Annotated in this window: 19 protein-coding genes; 6 read left to right on the top strand and 13 right to left on the bottom strand. The window is 42.6% G+C overall.

Annotation, left to right across the window (positions count from 1 at the left end):
- Positions 1 to 62: 62 nt before the first annotated feature.
- Positions 63 to 977, bottom strand: a complete 915-nt coding sequence (locus JMW61_RS13115; protein WP_201551818.1) for a MaoC family dehydratase — start codon at positions 975 to 977, stop codon at positions 63 to 65.
- Between the two features lie 347 nt (positions 978 to 1,324).
- A complete protein-coding gene (locus JMW61_RS13120) occupies positions 1,325 to 2,725 on the bottom strand; it encodes a 3-oxoacyl-ACP reductase (RefSeq protein WP_201551819.1) in 1,401 nt (466 codons plus the stop codon).
- A 569-nt stretch (positions 2,726 to 3,294) separates the two neighbouring features.
- On the opposite strand from JMW61_RS13120, the gene JMW61_RS13125 reads away from it, so the two are divergent.
- Both JMW61_RS13125 and ppk2 read left to right on the top strand, forming a co-directional pair.
- Entirely contained in the window at positions 3,295 to 4,833 is a 1,539-nt protein-coding gene (locus tag JMW61_RS13125; protein WP_201551820.1) for an acetyl-CoA C-acetyltransferase, read from the top strand.
- A gap of 184 nt (positions 4,834 to 5,017) precedes the next feature.
- On the top strand, positions 5,018 to 6,097 hold the full coding sequence (gene ppk2 / locus JMW61_RS13130; RefSeq protein ID WP_265090126.1) for a polyphosphate kinase 2: 1,080 nt from the start codon (positions 5,018 to 5,020) through the stop codon (positions 6,095 to 6,097).
- 137 nt (positions 6,098 to 6,234) lie between these two features.
- On the opposite strand, the gene JMW61_RS13135 is transcribed toward ppk2, so the two are convergent.
- From JMW61_RS13135 to rsmG, 10 genes are all read right to left on the bottom strand, one after another.
- Complete coding sequence (locus tag JMW61_RS13135) at positions 6,235 to 6,582, bottom strand: PilZ domain-containing protein (protein ID WP_110923035.1); 348 nt, start codon at positions 6,580 to 6,582, stop codon at positions 6,235 to 6,237.
- Between the two features lie 113 nt (positions 6,583 to 6,695).
- On the bottom strand, positions 6,696 to 7,832 hold the full coding sequence (locus tag JMW61_RS13140) for a DNA polymerase III subunit delta' (RefSeq protein ID WP_201551821.1): 1,137 nt from the start codon (positions 7,830 to 7,832) through the stop codon (positions 6,696 to 6,698).
- A 94-nt stretch (positions 7,833 to 7,926) separates the two neighbouring features.
- Positions 7,927 to 8,745, bottom strand: a complete 819-nt coding sequence (kdsB, locus tag JMW61_RS13145) for a 3-deoxy-manno-octulosonate cytidylyltransferase (RefSeq protein WP_201551822.1) — start codon at positions 8,743 to 8,745, stop codon at positions 7,927 to 7,929.
- Positions 8,746 to 8,795: 50 nt separating this feature from the next.
- On the bottom strand, positions 8,796 to 9,932 hold the full coding sequence (gene lpxK / locus JMW61_RS13150; protein ID WP_201551823.1) for a tetraacyldisaccharide 4'-kinase: 1,137 nt from the start codon (positions 9,930 to 9,932) through the stop codon (positions 8,796 to 8,798).
- A gap of 75 nt (positions 9,933 to 10,007) precedes the next feature.
- On the bottom strand, positions 10,008 to 11,795 hold the full coding sequence (gene msbA, locus JMW61_RS13155) for a lipid A export permease/ATP-binding protein MsbA (RefSeq protein ID WP_227686642.1): 1,788 nt from the start codon (positions 11,793 to 11,795) through the stop codon (positions 10,008 to 10,010).
- A 90-nt stretch (positions 11,796 to 11,885) separates the two neighbouring features.
- Complete coding sequence (locus JMW61_RS13160) at positions 11,886 to 12,317, bottom strand: ExbD/TolR family protein (RefSeq protein ID WP_110923039.1); 432 nt, start codon at positions 12,315 to 12,317, stop codon at positions 11,886 to 11,888.
- Positions 12,318 to 12,435: 118 nt separating this feature from the next.
- On the bottom strand, positions 12,436 to 13,158 hold the full coding sequence (locus JMW61_RS13165) for a MotA/TolQ/ExbB proton channel family protein (protein WP_201551824.1): 723 nt from the start codon (positions 13,156 to 13,158) through the stop codon (positions 12,436 to 12,438).
- A gap of 85 nt (positions 13,159 to 13,243) precedes the next feature.
- The gene (locus tag JMW61_RS13170; RefSeq protein WP_201551825.1) at positions 13,244 to 14,407 is read right to left on the bottom strand and encodes a ParB/RepB/Spo0J family partition protein; all 1,164 of its coding nucleotides are present in this window, start codon (positions 14,405 to 14,407) and stop codon (positions 13,244 to 13,246) included.
- Between the two features lie 141 nt (positions 14,408 to 14,548).
- Complete coding sequence (locus JMW61_RS13175; protein WP_110923042.1) at positions 14,549 to 15,328, bottom strand: ParA family protein; 780 nt, start codon at positions 15,326 to 15,328, stop codon at positions 14,549 to 14,551.
- Between the two features lie 215 nt (positions 15,329 to 15,543).
- A complete protein-coding gene (rsmG, locus tag JMW61_RS13180) occupies positions 15,544 to 16,260 on the bottom strand; it encodes a 16S rRNA (guanine(527)-N(7))-methyltransferase RsmG (protein ID WP_201551826.1) in 717 nt (238 codons plus the stop codon).
- Between the two features lie 397 nt (positions 16,261 to 16,657).
- On the opposite strand from rsmG, the gene JMW61_RS13185 reads away from it, so the two are divergent.
- The 3 genes from JMW61_RS13185 (at position 16,658) to JMW61_RS13195 (ending at position 21,629) form a co-directional block, all read left to right on the top strand.
- The gene (locus tag JMW61_RS13185) at positions 16,658 to 19,486 is read left to right on the top strand and encodes an ATP-binding protein (RefSeq protein ID WP_201551827.1); all 2,829 of its coding nucleotides are present in this window, start codon (positions 16,658 to 16,660) and stop codon (positions 19,484 to 19,486) included.
- A gap of 272 nt (positions 19,487 to 19,758) precedes the next feature.
- Positions 19,759 to 20,877: a helix-turn-helix transcriptional regulator gene (locus JMW61_RS13190; RefSeq protein ID WP_201551828.1), complete on the top strand. Its 1,119-nt coding sequence runs from the start codon at positions 19,759 to 19,761 to the stop codon at positions 20,875 to 20,877.
- 107 nt (positions 20,878 to 20,984) lie between these two features.
- Positions 20,985 to 21,629, top strand: coding sequence for a TerD family protein (locus tag JMW61_RS13195; protein ID WP_201551829.1), 645 nt, complete (start codon positions 20,985 to 20,987; stop codon positions 21,627 to 21,629).
- Positions 21,630 to 21,733: 104 nt separating this feature from the next.
- On the opposite strand, the gene JMW61_RS13200 is transcribed toward JMW61_RS13195, so the two are convergent.
- Entirely contained in the window at positions 21,734 to 22,717 is a 984-nt protein-coding gene (locus JMW61_RS13200) for an ion transporter (RefSeq protein ID WP_201551830.1), read from the bottom strand.
- A 689-nt stretch (positions 22,718 to 23,406) separates the two neighbouring features.
- On the opposite strand from JMW61_RS13200, the gene JMW61_RS13205 reads away from it, so the two are divergent.
- The gene (locus tag JMW61_RS13205) at positions 23,407 to 24,045 is read left to right on the top strand and encodes an OmpW/AlkL family protein (protein WP_194197434.1); all 639 of its coding nucleotides are present in this window, start codon (positions 23,407 to 23,409) and stop codon (positions 24,043 to 24,045) included.
- Positions 24,046 to 24,145 lie beyond the last annotated feature (100 nt).

The raw sequence follows: 24,145 nt of genomic DNA on the forward strand, positions 1-24,145 counted from the left end.
TGCTATTGAAATAGTTGTTAGTTAAACAGCAGCCATGTTACTGACTTCTATGCTAGCTTTTGTTAACTATCACTCTGTAATTTAACCGTACCTGCCAAATGCGGCTTGTCATTCTTAGAGCTATATAAGCCAAACTCACAAGTGCCATCTGCGCTCTCAAGCTGCGCTACCGGATCAGCAATGAGTTCGACTTCTGCGGGCAAAAAGATAGGCAGTTTGAACGATACATCAACGGTACAAGCGTCTGGCAACTCATCCATCATGGCAAGACACTTAGCCTTTGACCACATACCATGGGCGATGGCTTTAGGGAAGCCAAAAGCGCGTGCAGATAATGGATGTAAGTGGATAAGGTTAAAGTCACCTGATACAAAGGCATAACGACGACCGATATCTTCTGGTACTTCAAAGATACTGTGTACACCTTTTGGATTGACTGACGGTTTGACCACGACTGGACGCGGTGTGCTTTTTTTATCTTTACTACGGCTTGGTTGTTTGCTACGTGACAGATAAGTCGACGTACCTTCCCAAATCACCTTGTCCTCTGATTTTACCGTTGTCACAAAATCAAACTGCTGACCTTGAGCATGGTCACGCAAGTTGTCAAAGGTGACAGACATAGCGACCGTTTCACGCTCACCAATTGGACGATACTGGGTCACACTGTTATCGACGTGTACCAGCCCTAGCATAGCAAATGGGAACGGCTCTTTGACCATCATGTTCATTTGCAGCGTTTGAGACAGCACCGAAAAATACGTAATCGGGATATTGCCATTATCAGCAAAGCCACAAATTTTACGATAATCGTTTAAGTTACCCTGATCGATGTGCAGATCGTCCACATAATAGGTCGATTGCGGCAATTGATCTCTACTAACTTTACCATTATTGACGATAGGCAATAAACTTTTGACGATATTGGCGTAGGTCGTATGCGCTTTTGGCAGCGCATCATAATGCTTGTCTGACATAATAAATCCTAAGTGGGGCTTGAGCAAATTTTCTTGGTGCATACAGAGATGCTATAAAGTCGTTCGTTAAGGCTTACCAGTAAACAGTATCTTAAGCGCTATACTCAATCCAAAGTATAAGTAATCTACGTGATTTTTAATACAGGTTACAAGCACTTATTATAACGAAACATGATTTGGCTGATGGTTTCTGTGTTTTTATCATAAAAAAGCCACCCTCGGGCAGCTTTATTACGATTTATCAGCAATTTTTTCGTAAGCATATGTGAGGTAAATAATAAATAATGCACTATATTATATATTTACTATAGGCTTAATCATTACCTCTGTCTACTTAGAAATAGGTGTTAGGCACCTAGTAAGCTCTGACCACAAACACGAACAACGTTGCCATTCAAGCCACCAGAAGCAGGTGATGCAAACCACGCGATGGTCTCAGCAACATCTACTGGCAAGCCGCCTTGGCTCATTGAGTTCATGCGGCGACCCGCTTCACGAATAGCAAATGGAATCGCTTCCGTCATTTGAGTTTCGATAAATCCTGGTGCCACTGCATTGATGGTCATACCTTTAGCATTGTCTTCTAGTTGCTTAGCAGTCGCATCAACCAGACCGATAACACCCGCTTTCGAGGTGGCATAGTTGGTTTGACCCAAGTTACCAGCGATACCTGAAATTGAAGATACACAGACGATACGTGCATTTTCTTTTAGCACGTCATTGTCTAGTAAGTAACGATTTAGCCTAGCAATACTGCCTAAGTTGATATCGATAACCATGTCCCATTTTTTCTCGTCCATGTTTGCCAATGTCTTATCACGTGTGACACCAGCATTATGGATAATAGAATCTAGACCGCCACGCTTTTGTGCTGCTTCTGCGATTTCTTTGCCTGCGTCATCACTAGTGATGTCAACGGTCACGACAGAACCACTGATTTCACTGGCTACTTTTTGTAGATCAGCTTGCTGCTGCGGTACATCGAGACAGATAACGTGAGCGCCTTCACGAGCCAACACACGAGCGATTGCTTCACCGATACCGCGACTTGCGCCAGTCACTAGCATGGTTTTGCCACCTAGAGGCTGCGTCCAATCTACTTCGACTGACTCGCCTTTGCTAACGCGGACAACTTGTCCTGAGACATACGCTGAACGAGCTGAGGTGAAAAAGCGTAACGTCGAATCTAGATTTTGCTCTGCACCTTCTTCAACATAAATAAGCTGTGCCGTAACACCGCGCTTAAATTCTTTACCAACAGACTTTACAAAGCCCTCAAGTGAGCGCTGAGCCATTGCTGCTTCGATGTCAGTAATGTTTTCTGGTGTACGACCAACGATAATGACTCGACCAGATTTGTCGACACGGCGAGCAACAGCATGGAAGAATTCATACACTTCTTTGAGCTGCTCGGCATTAACGATATTACTGGCATCAAACAATAGAACTTTGAATTTGTCATCGCCACCGGTATTGGCTTTTGCTTCGATGCTCGCATCAGCCAATTCATCTTTGATATCGTCGCTGCTGTTCACATAAACATCAGCATGTACGTCTGACAAAATACGTGAGATCGATGCGCTAACGCTTTTATCCTCGCCCTTAGCACGACCAACCAACACACTACCGCGTACTAAATTCTCACCACTCTCGAAACGATCAAGAGTCACTGGTAATGGCAAACCCAAATTTTTGGCCACTTTTTTGCCAAGAGAAGACTGAACAAAATCACCGTAACGGTCTGACATAATATAATCCTTATAAAAATGATTAAAATAAAAAATGCAATGTGCCTATCATATAGACTCGGCAACATTATAATTATTGATATTTAGTAAGTGCGTACAAAACTGGCCTAACTATACACTGCCATCATAAACAAGTCCAAAAACTGACAATGTCCACAAAAATCTGTAAACAAGCAAGTACACAAGACGGCCGCTTTTTCTAGATTTAAAAACCATAACATTATGCTAAAATCAGACCTATAAGTTATGGTAAATAGAATTATCGATAACAATATATTATCAAAATAGCTTTTATGCAATGTTAATAGTCAATACCAGCCAGTCTAAGAAAGTTATATTATTAACTGTTTTCAAAGCCAGTATCAACCTTATATATAAGTGTCACATAGTTTGCTAAAGATATACAGTAAGGTCGTAAAAACGCTTTATCCTAAACAGCCATCACGCATAATAAATGATAATATTTACCTCTTATCTATTTTGAATCTCTTAACTGTATTTTTTAATTCAATTGAATTTTTTATTATTACCCTCTTTTTCTTCTACCCATATTTTTTAAGGATAATATTATGAGTAATAAAAACAACCACCCTGATAGCCCTGTTATCGAAAGCACTGTCGTAAAAACCAGTGATACAAAAAACGAAAACTCACAATCAACCTCTACTGACAGCACTAAAAAAGAAACAGCTGTCAAAAAAACTGTAAATGCTTCGACTAAAGAAGCTGAAACGGTTGAGGACAAAAAAGCAACTGAGGATAAAGCAGCGACGACTGCTGTCAAAACTTCTGCTGCTAAAAAGACCAGTAAAACCAAACCTGCCTCAAACCTAAACCAAGTAGCTATTTTAGGCGGCAATCGTATCCCATTTGCTCGCTCAAACGGCTCATACGCTGATGTCAGCAACACAGACATGCTAACAGCTGCTTTAGATGGTTTGGTTGAACGCTATAACCTACAAGGCGAAATCGTAGGTGAAGTAGTGGCTGGTGCTGTGATGAAACTAAGCCGCGATATTAACCTAACCCGTGAGGCCGCGTTAAATACTGCACTCAACCCACATACCCCAACTTATGATATTTCACAAGCTTGTGGTACTGGCTTGCAAGCGACCTTTGCTTCCGCCAACAAAATAGCACTGGGCCTTATCGATTCAGCCATTACTGGCGGTGTTGATACTACCTCTGATGCGCCTATCGCAGTTGGCGATGGCCTACGTAAAGTACTTATCAAATTGGGTGCCGCAAAAGACAACAAACAACGCCTAAAAGCATTGATGGGTCTAAATCCAAAAGACCTAATTGATTCACCACAAAACGGTGAGCCACGCACTGGTCTGTCAATGGGCGATCATCAAGCGATCACAGCACTTGAGTGGAATGTCAGCCGTGAAGCGCAAGATGAGCTGGCTTTCAACAGTCATCAAAATCTAGCACGTGCTTATGATGAAGGTTTCTTTGATGACTTAATCACGCCGTACAAAGGTCTGACTCGTGACAACAACTTGCGCCCAGACACAACCTTAGAAAAACTGGCTAAACTCAGACCTGTATTTGGCAAAAAGAATGCCAACCCAACGATGACCGCTGCCAACTCTACCCCATTAACTGATGGTGCCTCTTGTGTACTGTTGGGTACTGATGAATGGGCAAAAGAGCATGGACTTAAGCCATTGGCTTATATCGTCCATCAAGAAACCGCTGCCGTTGACTTCATAGGCAAGTCTGGCACGACTGAAGGTCTGCTAATGGCACCTGCATATGCCGTACCGCGCATGCTTGAACGCGCTGGTCTAACCTTACAAGATTTTGATTTTTATGAAATCCATGAAGCCTTTGCGTCACAAGTATTATCAACATTGGCCGCTTGGGAAGATGAGAGCTTCTGTTCAGAGCGTTTAGGACTTGATGCACCGCTAGGGGCTATCGACCGCACTAAGCTAAACGTTAACGGCTCATCATTAGCAGCAGGTCATCCATTTGCTGCCACTGGTGGTCGTATCTTAGCAACTGCTGCTAAATTACTAGATCAAAAAGGCTCAGGCCGTGCACTTATCTCTATCTGCGCAGCAGGTGGTCAAGGTGTGACTTGTATTCTAGAAAAATAATCTGGATTGCATTTAGTTTAAAACAAGAAATACGCTGATCTATTATTTTAATCAGCATCTGTCTGTAAAAAATGCCCTTTAAGTTAATTAAAGGGCATTTTTTATTGCCTATACTTTGTTATTATAAAAGCGAACCAGGAGTAGTATCTTACAAAATCCAATATGCCAACCAAAGGTAATATTTATGGGTAAGACAAAATATTTATTAGAAAAGCTAAGGGAAGTCATTTTTGGTTCTGAAAAATTTGTGATGTCAGAACCACGTACAACGACTGATTTCGAATCTTTAGCGACTAAAAAGCAGGTAGATCAATACAATCGAGAACAAGCTATTCTTTCAGAGCGTATCGAAAAAGAAGTTCTGGATGATGAGTTGCGTCGAAAAATGCATCAAGATTTAATCGATACTTATGATGAAGAGCTAGAAAATGAAATAGATGACTGTGCACGTGATTTTCGTTTTGATGGCCGCGAGATGAGTGAGCAGGAAAAACTAGACAGACGAACATATTTTCACGAATTGGTTCGACTACAACGAGAGCTCATAAAGCTACAAGATTGGGTCGTTGATCGCGGTGAGCGCATCGTCGTCATCTTTGAAGGGCGTGATTCTGCTGGTAAAGGTGGTGCCATTAAGCGTATTACTCAGCGTTTAAACCCCAGAGTGTGCCGTGTTGCCGCATTACCTGCTCCCACGGAACGTGAGCAGACGCAGTGGTACTTTCAGCGTTATGTCGCTCATTTACCAGCAGCTGGCGAGATTGTACTGTTTGACCGTAGTTGGTATAACCGCGGCGGTGTTGAGCATGTGATGGGCTTCTGTACAGATGCACAGTATGAAGAGTTTTTTCAATCAGTACCTGAGTTTGAGCGCATGCTCGTACGCTCAGGTATTCGCTTAGTAAAATACTGGTTTTCCATTACTGATGACGAGCAACATGCACGATTTATGAGCCGGATATATGATCCGCTTAAGCAGTGGAAACTCTCACCGATGGACTTACAGTCGCGCCGACGCTGGGAAGATTACACCAAAGCCAAAGAAACCATGTTTGAACGAACTCACATTCCTGAAGCGCCATGGTGGGTAGTAGAAGGCAACAATAAGAAACGCGCTAGGCTAAACTGCATTGCCCATTTACTCGAACAAATCCCTTACAAAGAAGTACCTCGTGACGAGGTCGAATTACCCAATCGAAAACGCGATGATGAATATTACCGTGAACCTATCCCAAACGATATGTATGTGCCACCGCGCTATTAGAACACTCTCACATTCCGCCAGTTTTTTATATGTTTGCTAAAAAGCAGCCTTATACCAAGTATAAGGCTGCTTTTCTATAGCGGCATTTGTTCACAACTAATTATCGTAATGGATAAAAATATTAATGGTTGTAAAGACTACATCGTATAAGTCGCCTGCAAACCATCTACCTTACCAGCCAATAGTCGCTCAACTTCGTTTTTGATTCGTTGACCAGAAATATCCGTACCAATCTGCACGGCAAAACCTGCTGGACGGCCACCTTGGGTTTTAGAGTTTATCCAAACCACTTTGCCGTTCATAGGTAAGCGCTCGCTAGAGTTCGGTAAGGTCACTGCGATAAACACTTCATCACCTAGCTGTTGATCTTGAGTCGAAGGTACAAACAATGCCCCATTACTCACAAAGGATAAGTAACTGGCGTATAGCATTTCGATATTTTCAATATGGCAGGTTAATACCCCACCGCGTCCTGGCATCGCCATAGTTAGCTTCCTTTATTAATTGGGTTAAATGTGTTTTTATGAGTGGCTAACGGTATGTAGAGCAAAGCATTAAAACTATTGCCAAACGATAATCAAATGCCATAAAAATTGCTTTATAAGTATGCCAGTTCTTGCATTAGCTTATCATAGGCAAATTTTTCTTGCACATTTTGTTGTAGTGCAATTTTGGTTTGCTGCAAGCTATTAGCAAATGCTTCTAACCCACTATCAGTTGGGTGATAACTCTCTAGCAATGCTGATAAGTTGACATCTTTTTGTAGCTCATCCAGTCCTAGACAAACACGGCGCATATCAAGCAACATCAGCTCAGACAATTGGATAAACTCTGCGATGTTCAGCTGATTTTGCCAATAATCACTGGCTGCGATACTACTGCGCTTGCCACTACGTAACGCTTGCCACGTCGTCAACCACAGTGCACGCTTACTATACCAAGGCGCTTGTGCCAGTGCTATCGCTGCTAAAGGCGCGCCATTTGCCAGCTGAATAAGTTGATGAATGGCAGAGGTACTGACTGCTTCACGATTGATAGTATGACCTAGCTCACCTGTTACATAGTCAACAGCTATCGCAGGCTCAATCGTTTGTAATGCCAGCTGTTGTACGCGGCTTTTAATGGTTGGTAGCAACTGGGCAGGCGTATCACTGATTAAAAACAGATGAACTTGTGCTTGTGGCTCTTCTAAGGTTTTTAGTAGGGCATTGGCTGCTGCAATCGTCATTTTCTCCGCATGATCTAATACGCAAATCCGCATTCCTTGTCCACCTTGATAAATAAAAGGTTGTAAGGCGCGGATATCATCAATTTTGGTCTTGAGCGCACTATTATTACTAGCAGTTTTACTAGATTTTTTGTCTTTAGCGGTGCTGCTTGATTTTTCTTTATTATCAGCATGCTCTGCACTGATAGGCATACTGACCAGTGGCAATACTTGCAAGCTCGGATGGGTGCCTGATCTCAGCCATTGACAGCTCTCACACGTGCCACAAGCACCTGTTGGATGACTGTCACGGCTGCGACATAGCAACCAAGCGACCAGTCGCCATACAAAAGCACGCTTGCCCATTCCTTGCATACCTGCTGCTAGTAGCGCATGAGGTAAAGACTGCTGCTGCAATACTCGCTCTGTCAGCTGCGACCATAACGACTGCTGCCATGGCAATAAGGGCGCAAAATAAATGCCGTCGTTGATATCTGCTGCACCCGTATTTCCTGTCCCGTCACTCATAGCTGTCGCCCTATAACATTGCTCGATTATTCAGGATATAGCGCGTTAATGACGCTTTAAATAGAAGGTATAAAATTTGAATTGGATTATTAACCTATAGACTACCAATAGGATTTAAAAAGTCAGCTAGGCTCATGCCATTTAAACGATCTAAATCTTCCTGCGTATCGACACCTGCTGGTAAATGACAAGCAGCGGCAGCAATTGCGATATGACCACCGTTTTCTAACACACGTAATTGCTCTAAACTTTCTAGCATTTCGAGCGGTGTCTGTGGCCAATGCACAAACTGCTGTAATAGACGCACGCGATAAGCATACAAGCCCAAGTGACGGTACGCATTTTTCGGCGGTTGTCTTTGATTATCCTCAGCCAACACAACATCACGATCGCAAGGAATGGGCGCACGACTAAAATAAAGCGCACGCTGTAAATCATTGGATTGTTGACTGACAACCTTGACCACTGATGGGCGCATAAAAGTCTCATAGTCATCGATAGGCTCACATAAAGTGGCCATCACACTCTCATCATCTGCGACTAGAAGTGCTTTTACCTGCTCTAATAATAGCGGAGGTACTAACGGCTCATCGCCTTGCATATTGACCACGATATCATGGTCAGCCCAACCTTTTATGGCAGCCACTTCTGCTAAACGGTCTGTGCCTGAGGCATGATCAGGGCTAGTCATTACGACATCGAATCCTGCATCCGTACATACCTTAGCGATATCTGCATCATCAGTTGCAATGCACATATCATCTGCAAAGTGTGCTGTCTGAGCCTTTTCAGCCACCCAAAGAATCATTGGCTTACCATGTATTTGTAGCAATGGTTTGCCAGGTAGTCGTGTGCTTTTAAAGCGAGCAGGAATGACAATATGAGTTTTGGCAGGTGTGGCGACTGATAGCATATTTTTTCCTATAAAATTTTGCGGCAATGTAAAATATTAGCGGTTATCTATCACGTAGTTTTCATACTGATATCAGGATCAGACTGAATACCTAGTGTTTTGAGTTGCTCGTCTAGATTGTCATAACAGCTATCAGAAAGTACAGCTGTCACTGGTAACACCCACAGCCTACTGACCAGTTCTTCATACTCATTACTCAATGCTTGCTTGCTTATATATTCGACTAGCAATGCTCTAATTTTCACTGCATCTTTACTGGTTATGACTATCGGATCATCGCGATACTGCAAGAGCTCAGCCAAGCTAAAATCATAATGATCAGGATAAGGATGACCTATGACATCAAAGCCAATAGAATCCAAGGTATCGAAGAAACGCTGTGGATAACCAATGCCGCTGACGGCGTATACCTGACTACCCTTTTCAGGCATGTCAATTTTCACTTTGGAGTCAGTAGCTCTAGCATCAGTTAATTTAAGTTGCCACAGGCGCTGCAACTTGTCAGGCATCAAGTGCATAGTCAAACGATTGGCTAGAAGCAGAGTATCATTATCTTGATCAACTGCTCCTGTCTCTAACTTTTCATGGTAAATGACATTTGCGCCTTTCAACCTTGACATTGGCTCACGTAAAAACCCAGTGGGAAGTAGTTGCTTGTTGCCAAAACCTCTTGCCGAATCGACGACAATCCACTCAATATCACGTTGCAATGCATAGTGCTGCAAACCATCATCTGCAATAATTAATTGTACATCTGGATAGGCATCTAATAAAGTGTTCACTGCTTGCTGACGATTGGGGCAAACCGCCATCGCGGCACCTGTCATGTTAACGATTAAACACGGCTCATCACCAACTACATTAGGTAAGCTATCCAAATTGACTAGTGCTGGCATCTGACTAGTATCACCACCATAACCACGACTAATGACACCTACCTTGACGCCTCGTGCTTGTAGCTCATTGACCAAAGCAATAATCAATGGTGTCTTACCGCTACCACCAACACTGATGTTTCCGATTACCATGATAGGAATGGGCGCACGATAACTTGATAGCAAACCAATTCTATAAGCTTGACGACGAAGCATGGTAATGAGTCCGTACAACCAGCTAATGGGTAGTAATAGCCACAACCAAAGAGCCTGGCGTTGCCATGCACGTGTCACTGTCGTTTCAATGCTCATGTTTATGGACCACTTATTCTATAAATTCAGTGCCGCTTTATCATAAAATGTATATTAAAACCGAATCATATGACTCTATTCGAAATCACGATCATACATTTGTGCATAATGGCCTTGTAACTGCATTAACTCTGTATGCGTGCCTAACTCGACAATCTGCCCTGCATCCAACACAGCGATACGATCAGCAGACTCAATGGTCGTCAATCGATGTGCAATCACCAATGTCGTACGATTTTTCATCACATTATCTAGCGCTTGCTGAATATAATGCTCTGACTCATTGTCTAGCGCACTGGTTGCTTCATCTAAAATGAGAATTGGCGCGTCTTTTAATAGTGCACGCGCGATAGACAAGCGCTGACGCTGCCCACCTGACAATTGCAAACCTTCGGCACCGATTTCGCTTTGGTAGCCATTTGGCATCTTCATTATGAAGTCATGAGCAAAGGCATCTTTTGCGGCGCGCTCTACGTCGGACTGACTTTTATTGGCTAAGCTACCATAAGCAATGTTGTTAAATACCGTCGTATTAAACAGCACCACTTGCTGATTGACCATCGCAATTTGAGCACGTAGGCTCTCTAGTTTGATATCTTCGATTGGTATACCATCTAAAGTTATTTGACCTGCAGAAGTTGATAAGGTGCGTGTCAATAGATTTACTAAAGATGATTTACCTGCACCACTTCGGCCTACCAATGCCACTGTTTCTCCTGCACGTATATCTAACGTAAAATCGCGCAGTGCCACTGTCGAATCCGGATAGATTAAACTGACATTATCGAGTTTCATCTCACCCGTTAGGGCTGAGCTGATCACACCAGTGTCTTTTTCTTCTGGCTCATCTAGTAGAGCAAAAATTGACTCACCAGCCGCGATACCTTTTTGCAGTTTCTGATTAATATCCGTCAGTGAACGCACTGGTTTACTTAGTAGACCAGCCGCAGCGATATAGGAGATGAACTCACCAGCTGAAATATTATCAATCACCGATGGACGCAGTGCGAGCCACACCACAACTGACATAGCTATTGCCATCAGTAGCTGTACTGCTGGCGTATTGATACTATTGGTAACGACTACCTTCATACCTTGGAGCAAGTTCTTTTTTGATGTTTTGTCAAAACGTTCGGCTTCGTATGCTTGTCCGCCATAGTTTTTAACCACCTGATAGCCACCAATAACTTCGTTGGTAATATGACTAACATCACCCATCGTCTCTTGAATACCCTTAGACAATTTCAGGTAACGCTTAGATGCTATGCGAATGAGCCATAATATTGGTGGCAGTACGAGGAATAAAATTAAAGTTAAGCGCCAATTGCTGTAGAGCAAAAATCCAATTAATGCCAATACCGTCAACCCATCACGCAGCAAGGTCTTCATTGACTCTGTACTGGCTGCTGTGACCTGTTCAACGTCAAATATCAACTTTGATGAGATAGTACCTGCTGGATTGGCCAGATAGAATGAGCTTGGCAAACGCAGTAATTTATTGAAGACTTCTACTCGCAACTCATATACTAAGTTACGTGAAACTAAAGCAGAATAGTAATTACCCAAAAAGCTACCCAAACCACGCACAAAAAACAACGTGATAATAAGCAGTGGAAACAAATTCTGTTTGCTTTGATCACCTTGGTTAATAGCATCAGTGATGTATTGTAGAAGTTTGGCCACCCATATCTCTGTCCCAGCATTGATAGCGAAACCTAAAACCACTAATGCTAACGCCCACCAATATGGCTTAAGATAGCGTAACAGGCGCAATAATGTCGTACGCTTAGGTACATCTGATGGCTCTGCTGACAATTTTTTAGCAGATTTTTTTGTAGAGTCGGATTGATATGTTTGGCTCATAAAAGCCTCAATTTGGGTATCATGATATGAATAAACTGTACTCAAAGCACAGTTTTATAGGAGTATTTATGACACTAATATAGCCATATATTATTGCGGTAATGGTTGACCAAGTGGCACAACCGTACTGATATTGAGGTTCAAAAACCCTAGTTTTCCTGCGACATCCATCACCCGTACCACAGATTGATGAGTAGCGTTAGCATCAGCAGCAATCACAAACAGCATATCACGATTACTACCCGCCTCTTGCTGTAGCATGCTGATTAATTCAGCCTCATTGCTACTGCCAAGGGTGATACCATTTACCAAATAGCTGCCGTCTTCTTGTACTGCCACTTCAATGCTGTTGTTTTGTTCTGTCAGTGCGACACCTTCAGCTTCAGGAAGAATAATATTCAAGCGACTAAAATGATTAAATGAGGTCGCAAGCAGCAAAAATACAATTAAAAATAATAAGCAATCAATCATTGGTGTTAGATTGATTTCAAGTGGTTCAACGGTTGGTTTTCTAAAGCGCATATCACTCTCTTTAATATTTTTACTATGCTTAAGGCGTGTTTAAAATGCAAATAGGATGACTAGATAATTCATCTGACCCTTAGTACTAAAAATAATACTAATAGTATTATTTTTAGTACTAAGAAGTCACTGTGACTCCGTCGCTTAAACTTAACGAATCATTACCTATCGTGCCATGTAATGAAGCATCAGGATTAAGCGTATCAAAGCCAGAAGTATGCACATTTCCTAGCAACTGATAGTCATACAACTCTTGAATCATCAATCCTGCTTGAGTTTCAAACTGGGCATTGATATCAATGATCCGGCGCTGAAAATAACGATAGCCAACCAATGCAGGAATCGCAACAATCATACCAGCAGCAGTTGTAATCAATGCCTGTGATACGCCAGCGGCAAGCATCGTTGGGTCTTGCATCGCGCCATCAGTAATCGCTAAAAACGAAGAGATAATACCTAATACCGTGCCCAACAAACCAAGCAACGGTGCAATCGCACCTATAGTACCAAGCATATTGATATTTTTTTCTAACTGATGAACTTGTACGCTCGCACGGTTTTGCATATGCATCGTCATCGACTCTAAACCATACTGACGATAAAGCAAACCCGTTGCCAAAATATCACCCAAAGGTGTTTTTTCTTTCACGTTCATTAATTGTGTACGGCCGATACCGCCGTTTTCGCGTAGGCGCGTTATCAATTGTTCGCGCAATCTGTTAGGTACAATTTTGTTAAATTGTAAAGTATGGCTACGCTCAATGATGATAACCAATGCCAGTATTGAGCACACCACGATAGGCGTCATCAACCAACCACCTGCTTTTACCAACTCCCACATACTCGCTCTCTTTTATATTTTTATAAAAATAGTGGTAACCAAGATAGTTTAGACTTGTGCAGTCATTACAAACTGGATGAATACCTTAAGCCTGTGCCTCTATATGCTTAATCAAGGCGGCCAACTGGTCCTGATTCTGGAAAAATATCTCAACACTACCCTGCCCGTCTTTTTTATGCTTAAGTTTTACTTCAGCCCCAAGCATATCCGTCAGTCTTTGTGTCAAACGTTCCGCGTCATGAGACTGTGCTTGTTCAGTACGATTGGCTTTAGGGGCTGGCTGCAAAATTGACTTCACGAGCTTTTCAGCTTCGCGCACGGTCATGCCACCATCGATGATTTTTTGTGCAATGATTGGCTGCTGCTCAGAGGATAATGCCAAAAGCGTGCGGGCATGACCCATATCTAGCGCACTGGTTGCTAAATGGTCTTTTACGGTATCGTGTAGCTGATTCAAGCGCAGTAGATTCGATACCGTCGTACGTGCTTTACCCACAACTTCCGCAATCATCGCATGACTCATACCAAACTCAGTATGAAAGCGTTGTAATGCTGCTGCCTGCTCAATCACAGACAAGTCTTCGCGTTGAATATTCTCAATCAGTGCCAATGCAATAGCCAACTCATCTGACAATGCGCGCTCAATCGCCGGTATTACTGCTTTACCTGCCATTTTTGCAGCACGCCAACGGCGCTCGCCAGCGATAATTTCATGAGTAACAAATGCTTCACTCTTGTCTTCATTTGCCAATAATGGACGGATAACGATAGGTTGCATGACACCATGCTGTTCAATCGAAGAGGCCAATTCAGCAAGCGCCGTTTCACTCATATCACGGCGTGGTTGATACTTGCCTGCTTGCAATCGTGTCACATCGATTTGTACCAAACTGATTTGATCTTCAGAGGCACTGTTATCTGTTCCACTAACACGATTTTTATTAGCACCAGTTTTGTGAATGCTGCTCTTATTCATCGTACGCGGCGCACGTGCTTTACGATTACCAGAATCAGCAGCTTCCACAGCCGTTGGCTTTGCAGTCGGCTTTTCGTTGTCTTTTGCACGACCTGTTTTAGCGGCTGCGCTATCGTTTGGCATATCAGTATCTGGCGTTACAGCTGGCAAAGTATTATCACGCGCTGCCATATCATCTTGTAAGGCAGACGCAGTGATTTGCTTTTCTTTTTTGATTGACCCCAATAAGGCATCTAAGCCTCGATTGGCAGCCAATCCTCTTTTCTTCGCCATGATTACCTATCCTATAACGCTAAAATAAAAGCCAAATGATTGTGAATACGGCTTACTCATTACTCATAAATACGATTTTTAGTACTTTGTTATTTAATTTGATTCGTACTTTTATCACCAAATTCTTATCTATAACCAAAACTAGCTGCTCTGATTCATCACTTCAGCGGCTAGCTTTTGATAGGCACGTGCCCCTTTTGACCATCTCTCGTATGCGATAACTGGCAAACCATGCGCAGGTGCTTCTGCCAAACGAATATTTCTTGGAATATGAGTCTTATACATGATATCGCCAAAATGTGCTTCCAATTCAGCAGACACATCGCGAGCCAAGGTATTACGCGCATCAAATAGCGTTCTCACCACCCCGCGAATATAGAGCTTCGGATTCAGCTCCGTGAGTCGCTCAATCGTCTGCGACAAATCTGCTAGGCCTTCTAGTGCATAGTACTCACATTGCATCGGGATAATGACGCTGTCTGTGGCAACCAATGCATTGATCGTTAATAAATTCAAACTGGGCGCACAGTCTATCACGACATAATCGTAAGCAGGTTTTTTAGCCGCTATCTGATCGTTAACCAAAGCCACCATCGCTGTTTTGAACAGCTCATGGCTATTGGTCTTGTTCATCAGGGTGATGTCCATCCCAGCCAAATCACGATTAGCACCGATAACATCAAACCCTGCCGGACTGGTAACAATAGCATCCGACAGCGATACACCATCAAGTAAAACATCAGCGATGGTCAGCGCGAGTTCATTTTTATCCACGCCCGTGCCGCTAGTTGCATTGCCTTGTGGGTCTAGGTCAATCAGTAGTACATGCTTACGCTTTGCAGCCAAGCTAGCGGTCAAATTTACCGCCGTCGTGGTTTTGCCCACGCCGCCTTTTTGATTCGCAATCGCTATGATTTCCATACACTCACTCAGTTTAATTAGAATTTATTACTGTTATTTTTTTAGCTATACATTTAAAAAGCGAGGCATATTCAGTCATTCGTTGTACAAACGACTCGCTTTGTCTCGACACCATTTAAATATTATGTCATTTAATTAAAGACGTAAACTATGTTTCACAATCGGGCAGTCACTGTTTCATAGTTGCGATTTCATGACTGTAAGGTGCTCATAGCTTAGACATTTTTGCGAGACAATTCAATTAAATGACGACTATCATGCAAACGTGGTACTTTTAGCTTGATTGTTTTTATGTGCCAATCACCATCTAATGCTTGTAGCTCTTCTTCATTCGGCGCTTTACCTTTCATAGCACATAAGTGACCATTATCTGCTAGCCTTGGCTGTGCCACATCGACGAAATCTATCAAGCTGGCGAACGCTCTAGAGGTAACCACTTCATAGCTTGCTTCATGTGCTTCGATACGAGAAGCAATCGGCTGCATATTACTCAAACCAAGTTCACTACTGATTTGCTTAATAAAACGGATTTTCTTCTGGTTACTATCAAGTGCCGTACATTGGCGCTCAGGCTGACAAATAGCAATAATCACGGCAGGCAATCCTGCACCCGTACCAATATCAAGCAATGACCCTGATGGCAAATGCGTTATAATAGCCAAACAGTCAATCACATGCTTGATTAAAGCTTCTTCAGGATCAGTAATAGCGGTCAGATTATACGCTTTATTCCATAACAAAAGCTGGTCTAAGTACAATAATAGTGTGCGCTGCTGCGTCTCACTTAAGGATAGACCGAGCTCATGAACTGCTTTCGTCAGAGTGTTGGCCAGCACTGGCAATTGTGATCCAAGCTTTACAAAGCCAGTAGGATCAATATGGATAGTACCTGTACTAGCAGATGATGACGTGATTTTATCGGAAGCTGACATACAACGAGTTATCCAGTTTTGACATGTGAACCGTCTATTTTATCATGCACTCTGTCTATTGAATAGTTGCAGATTGCGCCAATGTGAGACATCTTATACTATCTAGGCCTGTATTGAGGTGTTATTCTCCTTTGATAGCAATAAACTCACTGTTAATTTGTCTCTCATTTATTCATCATACACACTGGTATATCTCATAATGATACAAAACTGCGTTTAATGATTTAGCTAAAACGTTGCTGCACCTTGTAAAATACCTTGTAAAATTTCTTGGTTAACTATTCAACATAAAGTATATAAAGTATAAAAAGTTCAGCATGAATATGAATACCTGATAGCATAAAACCAATCACAGAAATCAACACTCCACCTTTTTAAGAAGATATCTCCTACGCCTATGACCGAACAGCCACACGCCCCTATCTCTAAAATATCAAGAGACGCTAATAAAAAAGACACCAATAATATGGCAACACCCATCGCTGAATTGACAGACACATTGACGAATGACAAAAAAATAAAAGCACCGCACCCACTCTGTATTGAGGTAAAGCAGCGCTGCCTTATTAGCGCTGAGCAATTAAAGCGTTATAGTGAGCTAAGCGAGCTGCCAACAGACACACGTACGGCACCAGATTTAGATGTTGGGTTTGGTCAGGAGCGCGCGCTCAAAGCCTTAAACACAGCTTTGGACATCAAAGCCAGTGGCTACCATGTATTTGCAGCAGGTGAAAACGGCTTAGGCAAACGTACCGTAATCAGCCGCTTGCTAACACGCATCGCAGCCGATGCACCGACGCCAGATGATTGGGTTTATGTACACAATTTCACCGATCCACGCACCCCGTTGGCATTACATCTGCCTGCAGGTCAAGCTTCACTATTGCAGCAACAAGTCAATAATTTATGGCAGCAAGCCAAAAAGCGACTGAGTCAACGCTTTCGTAGTGATCAATACCAAAGCAAAATCGAAGCCATCAAAAACGACACTCATCAAAAAGAGAGTCAGGCTTATGAAGTGCTTAACGCAGAAGGTAAACAGTACGACTTAGCGCTGACGTTCCGCTCTTTCGATAACAAAGCCATGTTTGTGCACCCAAGCAAGCTACCTACAGAAAATAGCGATGCTGATGTCAAACATGAAAATTCCTCTAACAATGATGAAGCTCATTCCACGATAGAGGACAATAGCACCGCTGATACTTCTAGTATCAATACTAGTATTGATAACAGTAACGATGACAGCACCAACGAATATGGCAACAGTGAATACGAAGCTGAGCTAAATAACTTTGTCCAAAAAAACCACATGCAAAAACGCTTAAGTCAGCTGACCATCGCCTTAGAGCAGTTAGAAGACGAAGCCAATGATACAATAGAAGCACTGCATCGAAATATTGCACGCCGTGCGCTACAACCTTTATTTACACCTGTTTATGAGCAATTTGCCAATCACCCGCTGGTTATTGACTATCTCAAAGCTATATTTGCTGACATGGTCACTCATGTAGAGCGTATCGTTAATGGCGATGATGAAGAGTTTGTGACGGCCGTTCTAACCACAACGCCAAGCCGCTATGCAGTCAATGTCATTGTTAGTCATACGCCTGACAGTGGCGCACCCGTTATCTTTGAAGACTTACCGACGCATTTAAACTTATTGGGGCATGTCGAGCAAATCACGCAACTGGGGACTGTCACCACTGACGTCAGTATGATTCGAGCGGGCGCCTTACATCGTGCCAATGGCGGCTACCTGTTATTAGAAGCCAGTCACTTACTAGAGCACCCCTACGCTTGGCAGGGTCTCAAGCGAGCATTACAGTCCCGTAAAATTAAACTCTCAAGTCTTGAGCAGATGCTCACACTCACAGGAAGCTTATCGCTAGCGCCTGCCCCCATAGATCTTGATATTAAGGTAATTTTACTTGGCGAAGCAGATTTGTATTATGAGCTGTTAGAGCTTGAGCCTGAGTTTGATGCGGTATTCAAAGTTCGTGCCGATTTTCATGATGATGTGGTTCGCACCAGTGAACACGAGCTGGCATTGGTCGCGAAAATGGCTGACATCATTGATTATGCCAACCTCTATCCGTTCGATCGTAGTGCGCAAGCCACCCTACTTGAGCATTTGAGCTTACAAGCAGAAGACCAAGATCGACTCAGCTTGCACAGTGATTTATTGATTAAGCTGTTGCATGAGTCTAATCGCCATGCACGTTTGAGCGGTAAGAACATCGTCAATGCCAATCACGTCACCCAAGCCATCGAAGATATGGATGAGCGCTCAGGGTATTTACGTGATCTGTATTGGGATGAGCTCAAAAATGGTCAGCAACTCATCCAAACACAAGGCAATGCCGTTGGACAGGTCAATGCGCTAACAGTAGTCAGCTATGCCGATAGTGAATTCGGCATGCCAGCACGTCTTACTGCGGTTATCCAGCCAAATATTGGTACTGGTGAGATTTTAGACATCGAGCGCGATGTGGACTTAGGTGGTAGCTTACACGCTAAAGGCATGCTAATTATGACCAGCTACTTGCGGGCACTATTTAGTCAACATCATGCCTTGAACTTTAGCGCGTCACTCGCTTTTGAGCAGAGCTATGCTCATATCGATGGTGATAGCGCCACCGTTAGCGAAGGTTGTGCGTTGTTATCTGCCTTAGCAAATGTACCGATTGATCAGTCCTTTGCGATTACTGGCTCTATGAACCAGTTGGGTGAAGTGCAGGCAGTAGGCGGTATCAACTCCAAAATTGCAGGGTTCTTCGATGCCTGCCGAGAGCAAGAGTTAACGGGCCAGCAAGGTGTTGTCATTCCGATGGCCAACGTCAAACAACTCATGCTACGCGACGATATTATTGCTGCCGTCAATGCGGATGAGTTTCACATCTATGGTGTCCATACCCTGAGCGAGGCATTGACACTGATGACTGGCCTACCTATCGATACCATGAACAAAAAAAGTCGCTATCGTAAAGAAACACTATTTGGAAAAGTCTTAAGCCGTTTGATGCTGTGGGATGAGAACCAAAATAGCGACGATGACATTGATGATAAAAAATCAAAAAAGAAAGACAAAAAGCAGAAAAAAGCCAAACGTCAAAAAAAAGCAGATAAGAGAAAGAAAGAAAAACGTAAAGATAATGACAGCACTATAATCATTGATAGCGAAGCAGGTACCCATAACGAACCAAGTACTCAGAATAGTGACGCTTAATGAGGTATTGACGCTATATAAGTTCAAATATAGTCGATTCAATTTAAAAGTAGTACAAGGCAACCGAGTGTAGATGTATATGTGATACTTCAAACGAGGTTAACGCTGTAATACTTTTATAGTGGAATGACTATACAGCAGAATCATTGAATAATCTCCGTTGCTAGACGCTACGGGGATTTTCTGCGATGATATAGGGTCACTGACCCACCGCTAGCATTTAAAATTGCTCTATAAAAACTGACTCGATACTTCATAAAGGCTACTTCCTAATGACTGTACATCCGACTGACGCCGATCACATTCAAACTCAGACAGACGCTAACGAGCAAACCAAAGCGCTAGCGGCTGAGAGCAGTAGTACCTCGGAAGTGAGCAACGATAATCGACATGGCGCAGCGACGACTGCTCGCCAATGGCAAGTACTGTCGCAGCTACAACGCAATCGTTGGGTAGGCACCACCCATATCTACGAGCAGCTGATGATGGCAGGTTTTGATATCAGTCTACGTACGGTACAACGTGATTTAAATGCGCTGGCAAAACGTTTCCCTATTGAAAAAAACAATGCCAATCCACAAGGCTGGCGCTGGTGCGATGACGCGCCGCTACAAAGCTTACCGCATATGAACTTATCACAAGCGGTGGCCTTTAATATGGTTGAAGCCAACCTCACCCAATTGCTACCCCCTGTTATTTTGGATGAACTTTTCCCTTGGTTTGACTTAGCACGGCGCCAACTTAAAAACAGCAAAGTCACCCATTCATGGATCGATAGAGTACGCATCGAACCTGCCACGCAGCCATTGATTGCCCCGCATATCGATTTGGATAGCAAAGACAATATTTATCACGCGCTATTTTATCAATTACAAATTAAAGCCTGTTATACGCGCAGTGATAAGTCGCAATCTAGTGAATATACCCTAAACCCTATTGCTATCATTCAACGTGGTGTGATTATTTACCTGCTGGCAACTCGTACCGATGACCCAGAAGTGGTCATCCGCACCTTTGCGCTACATCGCTTTGCCAGTGTTGAGATACTTGAAAGCGCGGCAAAAACGCCTGACAACTTTCAACTCGACACTTACCTAGATGCAGGTGGCATGGGCTTTAGTCATCCATTATTCAGTGAACTGCCTGACCATGGTAAAAATACCGCTATCGAGCTACAATTCACCACACAAGCAGGCAAAAGCCTCACTGAAAGCAAGCTCAGCGATGATCAAACCGTCACGTTAGATGACGACAGATTGACCATACAAGCAACGGTCAATCTAACCTCACAGCTGGTTTGGTGGTTGCGCGGTTTTGGCAGTGGTCTATTAGATGCAAAACCTCAGCTGCTATATCAAGCGGTATTAGGCAAGTCTTTAGATGATGAATAGCGACTGGATAGATAACGACTAATAGCTATGACGCTAAAAGCTAAATCTATTCAAACTTCTAAACTATATATACCTCTATTAAAATTTAAGAACGAATAAGGAACACTATGTCGATCACTGCCCCATCACCATTACTGTCAGACAGTTTAAGAGGACTGGGCCTAGATGCAGGAACCTTGTTTTTTTCGCTAAACTATGAATTTACTAAAATTGAACCAAAAGGGTTGTTCAAGCGCTTTAAAAAAAATCAAAGCGCGATTGATATTGATTTGGCCTGTGTGCTGTATGACAAAAACTGTACGATCAGTGACATCGTTTGGTTCAAGCAATTGCGTGACAAAGCTGAATCGGTTAAGCATCAGGGTGATAGCTTAAACGGTAAAGATCGCGGTGAACAAGCGATGTATTTGGCTCCCCTAGATCAAGAGCAAATCAGACTATACTTAGATAAGATTCCAACACATATCACCCATATTGCTATGATTGCCAACTCTTACCATGGTCATCCGTTTTCTAGAGTGAAAACAGGCGAGATTCACTTAAGTGATGATGAGGGTAACCATTGTTTTGAAGTCAATCTCAAAAAGTTACCACGTGGCTGTACAACGCTTTGGGTCGCTCATTTACGTCGAGAAGTGGATGACTGGCATCTAACATTGCAAAACTTATCGCTGCCTGCCGAAGATTTGGCCAGTGCCGCGCAAGAAGTGGCTCACGAGCTGGCACGTGCACTCCCTTTACAAGGGATATAGCATTCGTACGATACTCACCAAGTAATAGTGTATAAAAAGGGTGCGACGTTATAAAAACGCCGCACCCTTTTTTGAATGAAATTCATAGTAAAAAAAGCACTTTTCTACAATCGCTCACCACAATGTGAGCAAAAATTCTTCTGCCCTATTTCTACCTCTTTTTCACGGCGCTCAAGCTCTTGCTCACGCAGTACTTGCAATACGATATTTTGCGCCTGCTCTTTATCTAATCCTAGCTCGCGGCGAATCTTATCGATCATCATCTGATTCTGTACCAAATCAAAATCACTATCGATCAGTTGCTCTCGAAAGTGCTGCTCAAGCCCTTCACGACGCTGAGCAAGCTCATTGGCCAAACCTGTCGCGAGGATACCTGCAGGTAATGCTGCTAACCCTACACCCAATATCGTAATGACTGCACCCAATATTTTACCAGCATTGGTAATCGGCGTGACATCACCATAACCCACTGTCGTGAGTGTAACCACAGCCCACCACATCGCTTTAGGAATAGACTCAAACTCTTCTGGCTGTGCATGATTCTCAACCAAATAAATCCCACTAGAGGCCGTTACAATCATAATAATCAAGATAAAGATAACCGCTTGGAACGATCCTTTTTCTTTACTGATGACCACCAGCAGGATACGCATCGAAGCAAAATAGCGTGTAAGTTTGAGGATGCGAAATAAACGCAGGATACGTAAAAAACGTAAATCGATAGAGACAAAAAAGTTCAAGAATGCAGGAATGATAGCGATCAGGTCAATCAACGCAGATGGGCTTTTTAGCCAATTCCAACGCTGTCGCCAAGTAGTACCATTTGGTTTTACTTCAGCCACGCACCACAACCGTAGCATGTATTCGATAGAAAACACCACAATGGAAAAGTTTTCAAACCACGTAAAATAATCTTGATAAGGGTAATACCAACTATCGACTGACTCTGCAATCACGGCAGCCACATTCGTCATGATCAAAAATATTAAAAAATAGTCGATATAACGACTGAAGAGCGTGTCATGCTCATCATTTTGTAGAATATTATAAACAAAAATACGTAGGCGCCGTATAGATTGGAATAGCATACCGTCCCTATGCGGTGAAACACCGGTCTTATATTAGTAGATACTTAACAGTATAGTATTATAAGCGTGCTGCCAGTCGCGAAAATAGAAATTTATGAGAAGTCACGGTAAAGTACTATAAAAATAGTAAATATAGACTACCGTAAATAACGTAAAGATGATTACCATAATGGCAAATCGTAAAAACTGCTCATCGGCATTCAATTGCTGACTGACATCCTGCGCAGGTAGTAGAAACAAACAGCATTCAGGACAGCAAGAGTCCATCCGATTCAATATCTTTATAGAATAGGCATTGTCACAGCGCAGAGGAGAGTTACTACAGTAGCCAAGCATAATATATTACGCCTATTTTTATACCATAATCATTCATTCAAGAAATGAAACACTAAATATCTTAGAACCTTAAAGCAAATAGTCACACATGTATCTACTACATATTAGCATCACAATAGTCGGTTATTTAAAAAAAATGCCAAACATATCAACGTAAATAACTTTATATTGTAATTTATGAGATAAAAATCTTTAATATACATTTAAAACCTTACAGATAAAACGGTTTTGTACTATAATGGAGTCATAATGTTACAGTTTAATCAACAATCATAACATTGTGTATCAGTAACTAATGCTGTCCCTTATTAGAAACTGGCCCATAATCATCTATCACATTGAGGAACTAAACGATGAAACTACAATCCCTAGTTTTAGCCGCTGCTACTGCACTTACTATGACAACTGCTTTTGCAGTACCTGCTGGTACTTGGTCAGTTGCTGCCGGTGCACATTATGTTGACCCTAAGAGTGATAACGGTACGCTTAATGCAGGCGGCACAGACTACTCTGTAGATGTTGGTGGCGATGCGCGTCCAACACTTACTGGCGAATACTTCGTTGCTAATAACGTTGGTATTGAATTGCTAGCAGCGATTCCATTCAACCATGACATCACATTGACTGATGCTGCTGGTAACGAAATTAAGGGTGAAACTCAACATTTACCACCTACTTTGTCTGTCCAGTATCACTTTGATGGTTATAACATCCCTCTAAACATCAAGCCTTTCATTGGTGTTGGTGTGAACTACACAACTTTCTTTAAAGAAAAACTATACACTGGCGGTTCAGCTAACTTAGATATCGACGATAGTGTTGGCGTTGCTGGCCATGTCGGTGTTGATTTCCCATTCACTCCAACGGATGCTTTCCGTATTGATGCACGCTATATCGACATCAAATCAGACGTAAGCCTAAATGGCGATGATCTTGGTGAAGTAGATATCAGCCCTTGGGTATATGGTGTTGCTTACGTAAAAAGCTTCTAATTAGAAGTCCGTTTTACTAAGTCGTACTTATAGTAATAAAAAAGCCGGTATCTACCGGCTTTTTTGTATCTGTTGTTTAGTGACAATACAAGCAGTCATT

Origin of the sequence: Psychrobacter fjordensis (genome assembly GCF_904845995.1) — a bacterium.
Taxonomy (GTDB): domain Bacteria; phylum Pseudomonadota; class Gammaproteobacteria; order Pseudomonadales; family Moraxellaceae; genus Psychrobacter; species Psychrobacter fjordensis.